Genomic DNA, 14,844 nt, shown 5'->3' on the forward strand with positions numbered 1-14,844 from the left:
CTTTCAAGGTTCCAGAGTCCCGTTTTATTAGACGCGGGCACTATTTCCCTTCCCACAGAATGAGCGAACGCGAGTAGGAGGGATAGTGCATCGGGAGGCCCATTTGCGGTAGAGAGGTGACCTAGATCATCTCTTGGAGGTGAGTGAAAAACCGCTCTTCACGGTCGGCCAGCGCCATCGCTTGGTCGCCCGCTTGCTCGAGAAGTCGTTCCTGTTGTCGGCCTTCAGCCTCACTCGCTTCTTTGAGCGTTCCACTCAAGCCAGTCCAGTCGTCCGCGATGTCGTAGAGTCGTTCCGGGATTTCATCCCGTAATCCCAAGTCGGGAGCTACTTGCTCGAGAAATTCGGCGTACAACCGACGGAACGCACCACCGCCCGTTCCGCGTCGTTCGATGTTCTGATAGCCAAATCGAGCACACCAACTCGTGTCCTCCAACGCCGTCCATGTCGGAAGATCCTCCCCAAATCGTCGAATACCTTTGATCCCCTCCGATTTCCAGTGGCCGTCCTCCGGTGTGAGCATGATTTTCACCGCCCGCTGAACCGCGTGCCTGCTCGCCGGGGTGCAATCGTTTTCGATGGTGGAATCGGTGACGACGAGCCACCGATTGTCGAGAGGGCCGAACCCGTAGTCGGAATTCAACGCCTCCTGTAAGTGCGCGATTGGCAGTCGTTGTACGGAATCGAACTCGCTGTCGGAGAAGAGAACTTCCTCATCGTCAATTCCGATGCAGAGGACCACGTGCGGGCCAAAATGCGTACTCGTTTCGAAATAATCGAGATAGAAGAGATTGACGAACAGCATCACTGGGGCATCATCGGCGATGTGGGCCTGCATATCGTTCCACGCAGTTTCCCACGTCTGCCCGCTGGCTTCTCGATAGTCGATTCCGAGCGTCTCGAAAAATCCCGTCTCCAGTTGTCCGTTCCGCCCCATGATGATGCGACTTGCTGGGCCGTGTTCGTAATAGCCGAATCCGAGGCCGGAACCGAGTCCGAAACAGAGTGACTCGTTCAATCCCCAGCCGTAGTAGTCTGCTAGATTTCGAAGCGACGCCGAACCACAGTGGGCGCCGGGCGTGTGGGTGTATTTGGAGAGATGCATATACAATCGACCGATTGCTCCCCGTAAAGCAGTGTTGTCCGTAAGGGCTGTTGGCTATGTGTGTTCTTCTGTACACAGGGCAACGAAATCTCTACTAGCCTGTCCGTCCCAGTCACAGGCACGTTAGGTCACACCGCCACCGCGTTCTTCGAACTGCTCGTACACACGTTCGTCGAGGATTTCGCGCAGGTGTTCGACAGCATCCCAGACATCTTCGAAGCTAACGTAGAGTGGTGACGGGCACATACGGATGACGTTCGGCGATCGGAAATCGACGATGACGCCGTGTGCTTTGAGCGCCTCGTTGATCCGGTATCCCTCTGGGTGCTCGATGGCCACATGGCCGCCGCGCTGAGCCGGGTCGCGCGGCGTTCCCAACGTGCACTCGGGGAGGCGTTCGTCGACGAGAGAGATGAGGTATTCGGTGAGTGCCACTGACTGCTCACGTAGTGTTTTGATACCAACCTCGTCGATGATATCCAATACGCCCGCAAGCGGGGCGGCACTCAGGATGGGAACCGTACCGATCTGCCAAGCCCCTGCTGAATGCGCGGGCGTGTAAGTCAGTTGCATCTCGAACTGCGTGTCCTTCTCATGGCCCCACCAACCTGCTAGCGCAGGCAATTCACCGTGATAGTCGCGGTGGACGTACAATCCTGCGATGGCACCAGGGCCGGCGTTGAGATACTTGTAGTGACACCACACAGCGAAGTCGACATCGTTCTCGGCCAGTGAGTGAGGCATCGCTCCCACGGAGTGCGCGAGGTCGAAGCCTGCAAACGCATCGTGTTCGTGTGCGAGGTCCGTGATGGATTTAATATCCAGGAGTTGGCCAGAGCGGTAGAAGACGGAAGGCATGAAGACGATACCCACGTCATCGTGTTCGTCGAGTGCAGCCGCGATATCGTCTTCGCGGAGCGTCCGTCCGTCGTGAGACTCAACGATGACGAGATGCTCGTCGGGGTCAAGTCCACGAATACGGAGCTGTGCGCGAATCGCGTAGTGGTCGGTCGGAAAGTCAAGGTCGTTCACGATGACCTTCTGCCCGCGGCCCAACTCTGCACGTTGATCAAGAAAGGTACCGACGAGCGTGTGAATATTGACGGTCGTGGAATTCGCCACGACGACCTCATCCTCGCGGGCCCCGACGATTGGTGCAAGACGCTTGCCGAGGTGTTCGCCATAGTGGAACCACGGCGGTTCGCCATCAGTCCAGCCTTGAATCCCACGTTCGCGCCATTCGTCGACGACGTGTTGGAGGTTGCGCTCGGCGTCCGTCGAGAGTGGGCCAAGGGAGTTACCGTCGAGATAGAGATCGTCGGGGAGATAGAACCGATCGCGAAGATTCACACTGGCTGCGTCGTCACGTTGCTGAGCATATTCGCACCCGAGTTCGATTTCATCGTCCATAGGTTGTATGACACCTCCAGCAGGGTGTATTTTTCGGAGAGTGACCACCGGAACAGTCAAGACGGAGTGACGAAACACACCACTCATGTCAACACGTGCTGACGAACTCGACGTCGAACTAGCCGCCGTCATCGAGGAAATCGAAGCGATGGGGATTCCAGAATGGCACGAACTGTCGGTCGAGAGTGCTCGGCGCATCGAGGACGAACTGTTCACGACCGGTGGGGGCCCCGAGATTGAGGTCGTCCGCGATCTCGCTTTCGACGGCCCTGGAGGCGAAGTTCCAGTTCGTGTGTATTGCCCTGCTGCCGACCAACCCCTTCCAATTCTTGTCTACTACCACGGTGGCGGGTGGGTACTTGGAACACTCGACTCCGTCGAGAACATCTGTCGCGAACTTGCAATGCGTGCAGAGTGCATTGTTGTCTCGGTGGATTACCGTCTCGCACCTGAGCACTCGTTTCCCGCTGCAGTCGACGATGCGTACGCTGCCCTCGAGTGGGTTATCCGAAACGCCGACGTTCTCGGGGGGGATGGACGCGTCGCTGTTGGTGGCACCAGTGCTGGAGGCAATCTCGCCGCCGTAACTGCTCTCCGTGCCAGGGAACAAAATGGCCCAGACATCACGCGGCAACTGCTCCTGTATCCCATCACCGACTTTGCACTCGATACCGATTCCTATCAGGCGAACGCAGGCGGACCACTGTTGACCCACGCCGATATGGAGTGGTTTTGGAATCAGTACCTTCGGAGTCCTGTCGACGGCTATAACCCCTTTGCGTCACCGTTGCAGATGATCGATTTTTCAGGGGTTGCACCAGCGACGGTCGTCACCGCGGGGTTCGATCCGCTTTGTGACGAGGGGGCCGCCTACGCTGACCAACTGGCAAACGACGGTGTCGATGTCGAGCACCTTCACTATCCAGCGATGGCTCACGGGTTTCTCAGTTTGAGTGACGATGTGACCGTCGCTGACGAAGCGTTGGATGCGGTGGCGGGAAATATCTGGTAAGAGACAACCTCTATCTGTTTTCTGCTATATAATCCGAAACTGTCGCACGCGCGTCCGAGAGATACTCAATTCTCACCGAGAGTGAGTCTCTTTGGCTGCTATTGTACGATTTAGGAATCCAATCGCCATATTTGACAGTAGGAACGAACTTCATGCTTTAAGATAGTTAGCGTACTAGTGAAACCCACGATGACCGAACGCGTTGAATCACTCGATTACAATCGGTTCGATATCAGCCCTGAACACGGATTTCTTCCTGATACCGAACCACTCATGTCGTTCGGGACGGACGCACATCCGCATCTCCAATCACTCGACAAATTAGGAGATGGCCTCCCTAGCCTCATTGAGAACGACCAGCTCAGATCGGCGGTGGAAAACCTTGAGGCGCCATCTCCAGATGTATTTGACGAGCTGACCGAACGCGAACTGATGCGCGTATACAGTGTCACCGGATTCCTCGCGAATGCGTACGTGCATAAACCCAACGAACCGTCCGCCACTACCATTCCAACCGGCGTGGCCGTCCCGCTTTATGAATCGACGAAGCGCCTTGGCCGCACGCCAGTCCTTTCATACGACGCATACGTCCTTCATAACTGGACTCTAACCGACACCGACCGTGCAATGACGCCACCGAACGTAGACACCATCACAAATTTCTTCGAACCGCGTGACGAGCAATGGTTCATCGCTATCCACGTCGCCATCGAGAGCGCAGCAGGGCCGGCGATCGCCGCGATCAGCGATGCACAACAAGGAATCATCGAAGATGACCTAACTCGGGTTACGCACGCCCTTCAAACGATAGAAGACGCGCTACACGATATTACTGCGGTTCTCGATAGAATGCCGGAGCACAACGATCCAGAGCAATATGGACAGGGATTTCGACCGTATTTGAAATCGCTTACGAGCGTCAAGTACGAAGGTGTCACTGAGCTCAACGGGCCCCAATCATACCGAGGCGCGTCCGGAGCGCAGTCAAGTCTTTTCCAAGCGCTTGACGCTGCCTTGGGAATTGATCACGGTGATAACCCGCTCGTGAACCATCTCCATGTCCTACGGGGAGATATGCCTCCCGCTCACCGAGCATTCATCGAGGCGGTTGAAGAGGGCCCAAACCTCCACGATTACGCTGCGAACAGTGATGACAGCCTTCGCAATGCATACAATGACTGTATCGACCGGATGGTTACCTTCCGCGATCACCACATCGACATCGTCGAGACCTACTTGACAAAGCCGCTTGACGAACAGAAAGGAACTGGTGGAACGCCGTACGGTCGCTATCTTGGGTCATTCACAGACGATACGCAAAACTGCAGGCTATCGTCTTCGGCGGAGTGAGGACTTCGCTCCGTTGAAGCCATATCCGCTATTGTCTATTCTCTATGCCATTGCAGCGTTCGTGACGAAAACCACACTTGAGGATATCCTTCAGAACCAAATGCTCGCCATGGCTGTCTCTATCTGACGATTAGATCGCATGCCGGTCGTCCTCCCGAGAGACGCCCGGAGTGAACGACGAGGTCAGTGGCGCACCCAACATTGACGGTCGCCCTTGACATCAAGGTCTGCTTCCTCACACAACCGCTTCATCACTGAGCGCACCCTCGGTCGATATCACAGGAAGCACGACCTCGTGCTCGCAAATCACGGCGTCGAGATGTGCGTCCTCCCCATCTGGGACTTGCGACAGAACCACCCGATACTTTGACGGCGGATGCTCTGTGGAAACACTGGAAATACTGAGGTTGCCGGCTCGAGTTCGCCCTGCATTCGACGAAGTGGCTTCTGGACAACCTCAAGGAGCGGTGCATACTCGATATGATTCATGCAGAGCACACGGAGTACGCCATGTTGCCAATCGATGGCGCCCCACGATGCCCTGTTCTGATTTTGGCCCGAGCAGGAGTACCGCGTTATCGCGACCCGAATTCTTCGGTCAGTGCCTCCGCGTGCTCTGCGATGCTTGTCGTCAGCTGTTCATCGACCACCGCCTTGTCATAATTCGGAACGCGCCTGCAGACGATGTTTCGAAGGCCAACACGCCCACCGGCCGTTCGCGGATCCGCACTCGTCTCATACTGGGCAACTTCCTCGCCCTGATAGATGATAGTGTAACTGCACGGCTTCGACGTCCCTGTCGTCATCGTGACCGACAACGATTCGTCCAAATCGATGACGACCACGGTCACCACCGAACCTCGTCGCCGACGGCAAACTGCCCGGACTCAACGACAGATGCGTTGAATCCACCACGGTGAACGAGCGATTCGGAGAGACCCTCCTCCCCGACGAGCGACTGCATATAGCCACACGGTTCACACAGTTGGATACCTTCACAGACGACATCGCCGACTGTGAACGTCTGGCCGACGAGATGGTTGAGCGGTACATCTGCGGTTGTCACATTCCGGCGATGTGCACCCGGCGGAATCTCGATTTCCGCATCCCGTTTAACCGCCGCCAGTGCCTCAGCTTCGATGAAGGTGACATCACTTGCTTCCTTTACCTCTCGATTCGGATCATCGTCAAGGAAGTTCCAGAGGCCACGTCCATCGAAGTATCGGTCACCGCGGAGTTCCCGTTCAGCAACAGCTTTCACCTCTTGTCGTGCTTGCATCGGGTCACCACTGTCGGAAGCAATATGAATCTGCGCAACTCGACCGGTTCCCATGAACTCTCTTCGTGGGAATGTGAGTTATATATACCGACGAACAGAGGTACAATCTTATCGGTGATTCTTCTTGACGGTGAGCGTGTTTCCGATGAGTTGTTCCGTATCTCTGCGAAGTCGTTTCGAAAAAGCGGATGTCGAGATATCGAGATTTTTGGCCAATTCGTCCTGCGAAATTCTGCGTGGAATCTCGTAATAGCCCTCTTGGTAGGCCATCCGAAGCAACCGTTTCCGTTTCTCGGACACTCCCACGACGTCCGTCGTTTCGTGATCTGCTGCGTCTCTGAGCGGGGTGACTCGGAACGTCACATCGTTTTTCAGACAAAGACGATTCCCGAGAAGCGGATCGTTTTCTCAAGGGGCAGGCGTTAGCCCTGTCGGCTAGACAAGCCACCGCGAACGCCGATTCAGGATCAGGACTTTCCTTTACGAGTATCCGCGTTCCGTGTCATCGGTTCGGCTAGCGTACGGTGTACCCACCGTCGAGAACGATCGTCTCCCCGGTCATGTACGCGGAAGCATCGCTCGTGAGGTACACCGCCGTCGGACCGAGCATCTCCGGCGTCGCCATCTCATCTAATAACATTTCGCCCTCCCAAGTATCGACAGCGTTCTCGGCGACCTGCGCACCCTGATCCGCGTTATCGGTGGCAACGTATCCCGGTGCGAGGTTGTTCACGCGGATGTCGAACTCGGCCCACTCCGAGGCGAGTTGGTTCTTGAACCCCTCTAACCCGGCCTTCGAGGCGTTGTAGGCAACTTGTCGCTGGGGATAGTTGGCGATGAACGCAGACATCGAGGAGACGTTCAGGATGACACCGCCGCCGTTCTGCATCATTTCACGGCCGGCAGCGCGCGAGCAGATAAACGCGCCCGTGAGATTCGTCTCAAGGACAGTGGACCACTCCTTGAGCGACATCGTTTCGATGGCCTCGTGGATGACGATACCAGCGTTGTTCACGAGCACGTCTATTCCATCGAATCGCTCGACAGTCGCCTCGACCATCGCCTCCACAGCATCCTCGTCGGTTACATCGCACTCCACTGCGAACGTATCGGTCCCGGTCGTGTCGGCAATCTTCGTCGCCGCCTCTTCTCCCAACGCCACATCGCGATTTGCAATGACGACGTTTGCCCCCGCCTCTGCGAGGGCGTTCGCGATGGCGCGGCCGATACCGCGGTTACCACCAGTCACGATTGCCGTCTGTCCATCGAGGTCGAACGCATCAAGTACTGTCACGATAGTACCGCTGACTGAGGTTCACAAAAATCTTCGTCTCTATTCACACGAGAAAGATGATAGTACCGCCGAGCGGTGGCGGTGAACTTCCGACGAATCGAATCAATCATCGAACGAAATCATCCCCTTGACGACGCCGGGTTGCATCGCACGACGGAAAGCGTCGTCTATATCGTCGAGCGATGATTTGAAGTCGACGATGCCCTCCACATCCACGGCGTCGTCTTCGAGAAGGCTGATGGCCGCGTCGTACGTGTTCTTGTAGCGGAACGACCCGTGAACGTCGAGTTCATTGTCGATGATGTCGAGAACGTTGAACGGAACGTTCGCTTCGTCCGCTAGTCCAACCAGTACGACGGTGCCGCCGCGACGGACGGCGTCGATGGTCAAACGTATCGACGGTTTTGCGCCGGACGCCTCAACGACGACGTCGGCACCCACACCGTCGGTGTACTCCGCGACGGCCGTTTCGAGATCCATCTCCGAGACGTCGACGGTCAGGTCGGCACCGCGTTCGCTCGCGAAATCGAGTTTCTCCGGGACGACGTCGGTGACGATAACGTCAGTCGCACCCGAGGCGAACGCCGTCTCCATCGTCATTAGTCCGATCGGACCTGCTCCGGCGACGAGAACGGTGTCCCCTGTTCCCACGTCGCCCCGTCGGCACGCGTGGATACCAACGGAGAGCGGTTCGCAAAGCGCCCCCTCCGTCGTCGAGACGGTCTCCGGAAGCTTGTAGGCGAAGTCGGCCGGCCACGAGACGTACTCCGCGAACGCGCCATCGTGCGGCGGCGTCGCCATGAACTCGACCTCCTCACAGAGGTGGTAGTCTCCTCGCTTGCAGTGGGCGCATCGGCGACAGGGAACACCAGGTTCGAGGGCGACTCGGTCGCCGGGCGTGAGGTCATCGATGTTCTCGCCGACTTCGACGACTTCGCCGGCGCTTTCGTGCCCGAGGACGAGTGGGTCTTCGACGACGTAATCGCCAATTCGCCCGTGTTCGTAGTAGTGGACGTCGGACCCGCAGATACCGACATCCCGAACTGCGACGAGGACGTCTTCTGGGCCGGGCGACAGGTCGGAGCGTCGTCGAATCTCGAACTCGGTGGGTTCGACTAGCACGGCGGCTTTCATACGGATTCGAACGGACGGAACCCACAAAAATATAGGGATGCTCCCGATTCACGGCAGCGTCGTCGAGTGGTGACGCTGCCGTCCTCGTGGTGCCAGACTGGGTAGTACCAGTTGACGTGCGTCTGCGCTTACTCTCTGAAGGACACGAAGCGCACCGGTTTCCCGATCGACATCGGCCCAACTCGCGCCGTTTCGGAGGTCGTTTCGTAAGGGGGCCAGCAGTAGTTCGAGGTCGTTGCGATGGCCCGACAGAACCTGTGGTGAGATGCTCGTGTTGGTCCACGGGTCAACCAACGTGTGTAGACCCTTCGTTGATAATTACCTGTGAGACGTACTCTTCTGTATGGTGTTACGCACTCGCAGAACCGTTTACTACCTCGCATTGGTCATCGTAACGACCCTCATCTTCACGGTGGCTTACAATGCCGGTATGGCCATCTGGGAGAATCGTCCGCAGCCCTTCTATCACTCGCTCCAGATTATCATCCAAAGTTTCACCACCACCGGGTATGGGGAAGATGCACCGTGGCGAACCCTCCAGATGAATCTTCTAGTGGTCGTGATGCAACTCGCCGGAATCGGACTCATTCTCACCGCCGTGGATGTATTCGCCGTTCCCTGGCTTCGTAATGCGCTTACCCCGACCGCTCCGGAAACGCTTCTCGGGCTTGATGACCACGTCATTATCTGCGAGTATACGCCTCGCACTGATGTCTTAATCACGGAACTTGACGCTCGCAACCGTGAGTATGTCCTCATCGAACCGAATGCGGACATAGCGAGCGACCTTCACCAGGCGGGATATCACGTCATCCACGGCGACCCCGAATCGACTGACGTACTTGGAAATGCGCAAATCACCTCGGCAAGTGCCGTCATCGCAGATGCCGCCGATGATACGAACGCGAGCATTGCTCTCTCGGCACTCGAAACCGACCCGGATGTGAGAGTAATTTCATTAGTCGAGGATGCAGCATTGGCCCGGTATCAACAGTTAGCAGGGGCGGACACCGTTCTTTCCCCTCGTCAGCTATTAGGTAAGAGTATCGCAGGTGAAGTTCCAACCCCTATTACTACGACTGTCGAGCAAGGTGTCGAGATTAGTGATGATTTCGAATTGGGTGAGTTTTCAATCGAGGCAGAAAGTGACCTCTGCAATACTACGTTCGCCGAAGCACAACTTCACGAGCGATTTGGGGTGAATGTAATCGGGGTATGGTTTAACGGCGATTTTATAACACCAGTCAATCCAACCGACGAACTGGTTGCCGGGACTCGGCTCCTCGTAGCTGGCAAGTCCGATCAGCTAGATGCTTTGCGAGATGCGTCAGCCACTACTGTCAGCGAAATTTCTCCTCGACGAATCCTCCTGGCTGGATACGGAGCCACCGGCCAGGCGGCTTATGAGGCGCTCGCTACTACCAGCTCAAGGCTGACCGTTCTCGACATCGAAGAGAAAGATCGCGTGGACGTGGTTGGTGACGCACGTGATCCAGACGTCTTAGTAGATGCAGGAATTGAGGAGGCGTCAGTACTGCTGCTCACGGTCGAGGATGACAAGACGGCGATTTTCGCCACATTGATCGCCCGTGATTTGAATCCGGATCTTCAAATCGTGGTACGGGCGAACGAGGAGGAGGATGTACAGAAGCTGTATCGAGCAGGGGCGGATTACGTGCAATCGTTGGCGACGATTAGTGGCCGTATGCTGGCCTCGACGGTGTTCGAGGACGAGGAACTGCTGGCGTACAACAAGCAAGTTAGCATCGTGCGTCTCCCGGCTCCTAGATTAGAAGGAAAAACACTCGCGGATACAGCGGTTCAAACGGTGACAGGTTGTACGGTCGTTGCAATCATTCGAAACGGTGAGACGATTACCGACTTCGATCCGGCAAATTTCAGGTTTGTGGCCGACGACGATGTTATCATCGCAGGGCTTGATGAGAATATCACGCGGTTCGAACGCCGATTCAGCACATGATTAATATTCGGTCGTTTTTTCTGGTAGTACGGCCAGAGTTGTGAAACTACTCGACGTAGAAAACAAATTTATTTCAGGAACTATATGACTATTCGAACAGCAAGGTGGAGAGTGAACACAAACTGCAAAGTTCACAGTGCCCACGGTTACCAGTGATGCTCGTCCACACTCCGCCTCGGAATATCCTTCTCAATGAGCAATTTTGATGAGTTGGTCACAACAGATTAGCCATGATGGATGGTATCCTATCTCGTCGGGCAAAGGTTGTCACATCCAGTCAGGCGATGCCCGACAGGGGGATTAAATCAGAATTCGGGGTGGACGTCAAAGCGCTCTCCGCCGACTCATCGCAGACGCCACTCCAGACATCGATTTTCACGAACGACAGGCGACCTCGTGTTTATCATGAACGCATTGACTTTCTAGAGACTCCGAATTTCTCCTGGCAAGTGATGTGGTTCTATAGGTACCACCAATTGAATCATCGAGTGGTTTCCTCTGTTGGTTCCTATACTTCGACAGACGATAAAGGATCCATTCGATTCCGTCTGAAGGAAACCCTCTTGGAGTCACTCTGGGGGAATTTGTCGTTGAAGTACAGGTAGCACAAGGGTTCGATGGCAATTGATTTGATAACTTCGCAACAGTGGCGTGGATCATCAGTGAAAACGCTTGCCACCATACTCGACATACTGAAGGTGTAAGTCCCGTAATTCAGTGAGCAATAGTCCATACTGCCGACAACGCTGTTCGCAAGGGCGTCCGAGAGTCATCGAATGGTGGAGTCAGATGGGAATCATCGCTTAGGCCGACCTACCAACACAGGAGTTCGCATGAGGAGCAACGCTCGAAAAGGCGCCCCATGTCGAATTCGATATTGAGCGGGACGTCGCCCACAGCATTGACTAAGTCTTACCACTCGTGTGGGCCATCGGGAATGACCTCGAATCATTGGAGGTAATTGTTACGTGAGGATTCGGACGTCAACGACTGACGGCGAGTAACATCGTTCTTGGAACCGCTGCCGAACTAGATGAAAATCGGGGGAAGGGAGTACGATGACCTTCAGCTTGTAGTCGTGGTCGTCGTGGTGCCACCACCGCCACCGCCTCCTTGGACAGTGGTGCTGAGCAGGTTGAGCGTGCTGCTGAAGACGGACGCGTCACCCGAGAACCGACGGGTGCTCCCCGTATTCAACGAGAGGTCACGTCCGAACACGAACGTGGTGATCTGTCCTCGACTACCCTGAAGCCCGGCACCCAACTGGTAGCGGATGATGTACGCGTTGTAGTCGTCTGGTTGGCTGATCTCGGGAACGGTGCCCCCACCCGGTCGTGAAAGGAGCCCCACCGTTGTTGATTGCTCGAGTGCTTGGACGACGCGGAACTGCACGCCCGGGTGGTAGTCGTACGTGTATACCAGCACGTTCTGGCCCTGCGCCGACGCACTGCCTGCACTGCCTAGTCCAAGTGCGAGCGCACCCGTGGCGAGTGCGCCCTTCTTCATGAGCGATCGGCGATCATCCGATTCAACGTCGATTGTGTCTTGTTGGTCTCGGTCAGTCATTCTCTCACCTGTTCTCCCTATGGCGAGCGCCACGATGAAGGCTACAGATGGTTCACGTTTTCACGAAAATCCTACCGGCAACGTCGTGGCGGTAATCGGGAATACCGCTTGTTGTACTGGCGATTTTGTCGGTGGATCGGCTCCCAATTGTTGAATGTAGTCTAGTTGTCGACAGCTAATGGAAGATCTCCATCTTCTTCTCCAGCGTCGGCCCGATAATGATGGATATGTATAACGATGTGTCCATTCGGTTTCGGGAACTTGTGGTACTGTTCGTGATGCGGATGGTCAATCTCGTCTCACTTATCGTGCACTCACTCATCTCGTCAACGTACTCAGGCTGCTCTAAACCAAATCACGTTCGGTACATGTACCACATAACGCGGTCTCAGTCAGTGGAATAAGTCTATCTTAACGACACACGGGAGGAACTGGCGGTCTCGTTACTGAGACTGTTTACTCGGAAAATCATTACTCCCTGATTTTCGTATACGAGAAGGTAATCAGTAGAGTGAAGAAGTGACCGACGCATGCGCGGAAGTTGATGCGTTCTGATGCCTCGAACTGTGTATGAGCCCTTGGGAACGTACACGTAGTCTGGTTGGACATTGTTTTTCCGCAACTGGTTCGAGAGACACGTCTGAGTGTGGCAGTGTGAAAGTCGACGGTACATCCGGAGGTGGTGTTGATACGCCGCTGGAGAGTTCCATTCGACGCCCCATAATCCTACAGCGATTGTCCGATTAGAGAGATAAGGGAACCATTCAGCCGCGTCGCCAATAACAACGAATTCGGCGTCCGTTGGTACTTCCTTGTCCACCCACGCTGTCGCTTCGAGATCTTCGTTGTCGATGAACGAGGGCAGGGACGTGCCGCCAGGAAGCGGTGTGCCCGCCGCATAAAATCCGCCCATTGTGACCATCAGCAATAGTAGTCCAGCGGTCACTCCCCGCAATAACCACCGAGTGGCATAGTGGTGTACTATATCAGAGCCGACATTGTGAGGCACGGTTAACCAAGCGCCAATAACCATCGTCCCGGGGATGAACGAGAATCGGGATTCATGGAGGAGCAACACCGATAACAGGAACCAAACTGGGAGAAAAAACCGTCGCTGAGCAATCAAGTAGCCTCCGCCAAGTAGTACTAGAAGGTACCAGACCGACATGGTGTGGCCGGCGGCGATCGGCCGACCCAGTTCGGAGAGGAGACGGAAAGGTGAGGGTGTTTGAAAGAGCCCGCCATGGGTGCCAGCTGCTGCTATGAATGGCTCTATGCCGTGAATTAAGATGGTGTAAGCTAGCCAAGGCAGAGCGATTACGAATCCACCAACGGCGACGCCGGCTCCCAAGACCAGCCCAATTAATGAGCGGTCGTAGAATACGTACAGAAGCACATAGCTCGCCCCGAAGAAAGCGGAGTACGTCGGATGAGTTAGCAGCGTCAACCCGAACAAGACTACTGCCGGCACAAGCGACTGGCGGTTCTTGGATTGGAATAACTTCACTCCATAATAGAGCCCAGTAAGGGTGAACAGGAACGCTGGTGCGCGCACGATGCCGCCTGCTGAGATATGCCACTGCAATAGGTCTGGCGTCGCTGCAAACAAGATGGTTATTACGCCTGCCCGGAATGATGAACCGACTATCTCACGCGCCAAGTAATAGAACGGAATTACGGCGATCATCGTAATGAAGCCAGGAAGTAAGCGGGTGAGCGTTATCGGATGGGCACCGAAATCAAGCAGCACAGCAGTTCCGTATAACCCCAGTGGGGGATAGGCAAACGGCACACCCTCAGCGGTGTAACCAGGGATTCTCGTCGGTGGTCGATAACCGTGGGCAAGAATTTTCTCGGCGATTGAAAGGTACAGGCCAGCCCCATACGCCGGGTACGGATGGGACTGGTAGTAAATTGCAACCAAGATAGCTGCGACGCTCAACGCAGCTACTAGCCAGACCCAGTCGTTCGTGACGGCTGTGGTGAGCAGTGAAATGGCCTGTTCGAAGTGGGTTTGTTCCCGCTCATCTTGAGACTGCTCGGTGAAACGACTATCTCTTGCCATTATATGAAAATGCGAATATTAATCCATAGCCAAGAGCAAAAATGGCTCGGCAAAACCAACCTACATCGCCAGTCATTCATCGGAAATTCCGCAGGCGAGACGAAGTTGCAATACGATACCAACTGGTGTGAGCTTAAGGGCAGAGACCGTGCGCCAATTCTGTACGTATCGGCTAAATCCTGCAGCCGACTAAGTGATAATATATAATAGTGATAAGAAGTTAACCTTGAGTAGGGGGTTTTGTGATGATAACAGGCTGTTCGGGAGAGGGCCGAAATGGAAGTGTTGGACATATTCACCGAAACACCTTCACACGTTATGAATCACAGGATTGTACAAACCAATAAGACAGCATTACGTCATAGAATCGTTGACATCGATTCAGTAACGGTGTGAAGTACGATTTCTAAGTAATCGTGGAAGGAATACATGCCTCTATAAATGTCATGTATATTTTCATAATGACTTACTCTCAACCACGTATATCCATCGTATTGAAAACTAATTGTAGGTCGAAATGAAGGGAAACAATTCTTTCAACGGTAGATAGCGATTGAAGGCGATTCGGTAAGTAATCGCTAAGATGTTCCTTCCTTGTAGTGTTCATACGAACGGTTACTCGGTTTTATGCCTCCTGTCGTAGGATGA

Annotated in this window: 12 protein-coding genes and 1 pseudogene; 4 read left to right on the top strand and 9 right to left on the bottom strand. The window is 54.9% G+C overall.

Annotated features, from left to right (window positions below):
• Positions 1–121: 121 nt before the first annotated feature.
• Together LIW51_RS23405 and kynU are read right to left on the bottom strand one after the other, a co-directional pair.
• Positions 122–1,105, bottom strand: a complete 984-nt coding sequence (locus LIW51_RS23405) for a BtrH N-terminal domain-containing protein (protein WP_227377490.1) — start codon at positions 1,103–1,105, stop codon at positions 122–124.
• Positions 1,106–1,228: 123 nt separating this feature from the next.
• Positions 1,229–2,515: a kynureninase gene (gene kynU / locus LIW51_RS23410; RefSeq protein WP_227377491.1), complete on the bottom strand. Its 1,287-nt coding sequence runs from the start codon at positions 2,513–2,515 to the stop codon at positions 1,229–1,231.
• 85 nt (positions 2,516–2,600) lie between these two features.
• Here kynU and lipP1 point away from each other — a divergent pair, with 85 nt between their 5' ends.
• On the top strand, positions 2,601–3,527 hold the full coding sequence (gene lipP1 / locus LIW51_RS23415; RefSeq protein WP_227377492.1) for a LipP1 family hormone-sensitive lipase: 927 nt from the start codon (positions 2,601–2,603) through the stop codon (positions 3,525–3,527).
• Positions 3,528–3,716: 189 nt separating this feature from the next.
• Entirely contained in the window at positions 3,717–4,877 is a 1,161-nt protein-coding gene (locus LIW51_RS23420; protein WP_227377493.1) for a PrnB family protein, read from the top strand.
• Between the two features lie 575 nt (positions 4,878–5,452).
• Here LIW51_RS23420 and LIW51_RS23425 read toward each other — a convergent pair.
• From LIW51_RS23425 to LIW51_RS23445, 5 genes are all read right to left on the bottom strand, one after another.
• The gene (locus tag LIW51_RS23425) at positions 5,453–5,728 is read right to left on the bottom strand and encodes a hypothetical protein (protein ID WP_227377494.1); all 276 of its coding nucleotides are present in this window, start codon (positions 5,726–5,728) and stop codon (positions 5,453–5,455) included.
• Positions 5,725–6,156 (bottom strand): MOSC domain-containing protein, encoded by a 432-nt coding sequence (locus LIW51_RS23430; protein ID WP_227377495.1) that lies wholly within the window; start codon positions 6,154–6,156, stop codon positions 5,725–5,727. The genes LIW51_RS23425 and LIW51_RS23430 overlap by 4 nt, the downstream gene beginning before the upstream one ends.
• 108 nt (positions 6,157–6,264) lie before the next feature.
• Entirely contained in the window at positions 6,265–6,519 is a 255-nt protein-coding gene (locus tag LIW51_RS23435; protein ID WP_227377496.1) for a helix-turn-helix domain-containing protein, read from the bottom strand.
• A 151-nt stretch (positions 6,520–6,670) separates the two neighbouring features.
• The gene (locus LIW51_RS23440; protein ID WP_227377497.1) at positions 6,671–7,450 is read right to left on the bottom strand and encodes an SDR family NAD(P)-dependent oxidoreductase; all 780 of its coding nucleotides are present in this window, start codon (positions 7,448–7,450) and stop codon (positions 6,671–6,673) included.
• A gap of 102 nt (positions 7,451–7,552) precedes the next feature.
• Positions 7,553–8,584: an NAD(P)-dependent alcohol dehydrogenase gene (locus LIW51_RS23445; protein WP_227377498.1), complete on the bottom strand. Its 1,032-nt coding sequence runs from the start codon at positions 8,582–8,584 to the stop codon at positions 7,553–7,555.
• Between the two features lie 343 nt (positions 8,585–8,927).
• On the opposite strand from LIW51_RS23445, the gene LIW51_RS23450 reads away from it, so the two are divergent.
• Positions 8,928–10,565, top strand: coding sequence for a potassium channel family protein (locus LIW51_RS23450; RefSeq protein WP_227377499.1), 1,638 nt, complete (start codon positions 8,928–8,930; stop codon positions 10,563–10,565).
• 1,065 nt (positions 10,566–11,630) lie between these two features.
• On the opposite strand, the gene LIW51_RS23455 is transcribed toward LIW51_RS23450, so the two are convergent.
• Positions 11,631–12,131, bottom strand: a complete 501-nt coding sequence (locus LIW51_RS23455) for a hypothetical protein (protein WP_227377500.1) — start codon at positions 12,129–12,131, stop codon at positions 11,631–11,633.
• 191 nt (positions 12,132–12,322) lie between these two features.
• Here LIW51_RS23455 and LIW51_RS39465 point away from each other — a divergent pair.
• Positions 12,323–12,480, top strand: a pseudogene (locus LIW51_RS39465) (YjiH family protein); the annotation flags it as partial.
• A 57-nt stretch (positions 12,481–12,537) separates the two neighbouring features.
• Here LIW51_RS39465 and LIW51_RS23460 read toward each other — a convergent pair.
• Entirely contained in the window at positions 12,538–14,196 is a 1,659-nt protein-coding gene (locus tag LIW51_RS23460; protein WP_227377501.1) for a putative glycosyltransferase family protein, read from the bottom strand.
• Between the last annotated feature and the right edge of the window lie 648 nt (positions 14,197–14,844).

Source organism: Haladaptatus halobius (assembly GCF_020618475.1).
In the GTDB taxonomy this organism is placed as follows: domain Archaea; phylum Halobacteriota; class Halobacteria; order Halobacteriales; family Haladaptataceae; genus Haladaptatus; species Haladaptatus halobius.

Coding starts and splice junctions, on each gene's coding strand:
- LIW51_RS23445 (WP_227377498.1), bottom strand. CDS start 8,584: ATGAAAGCCGCCGTGCTAGTCGAACCCACCGAGTTCGAGATTCGACGA.
- LIW51_RS23460 (WP_227377501.1), bottom strand. CDS start 14,196: ATGGCAAGAGATAGTCGTTTCACCGAGCAGTCTCAAGATGAGCGGGAA.
- LIW51_RS23405 (WP_227377490.1), bottom strand. CDS start 1,105: ATGCATCTCTCCAAATACACCCACACGCCCGGCGCCCACTGTGGTTCG.
- LIW51_RS23455 (WP_227377500.1), bottom strand. CDS start 12,131: ATGACTGACCGAGACCAACAAGACACAATCGACGTTGAATCGGATGAT.
- LIW51_RS23450 (WP_227377499.1), top strand. CDS start 8,928: ATGGTGTTACGCACTCGCAGAACCGTTTACTACCTCGCATTGGTCATC.
- kynU (WP_227377491.1), bottom strand. CDS start 2,515: ATGGACGATGAAATCGAACTCGGGTGCGAATATGCTCAGCAACGTGAC.
- lipP1 (WP_227377492.1), top strand. CDS start 2,601: ATGTCAACACGTGCTGACGAACTCGACGTCGAACTAGCCGCCGTCATC.
- LIW51_RS23430 (WP_227377495.1), bottom strand. CDS start 6,156: ATGCAAGCACGACAAGAGGTGAAAGCTGTTGCTGAACGGGAACTCCGC.
- LIW51_RS23420 (WP_227377493.1), top strand. CDS start 3,717: ATGACCGAACGCGTTGAATCACTCGATTACAATCGGTTCGATATCAGC.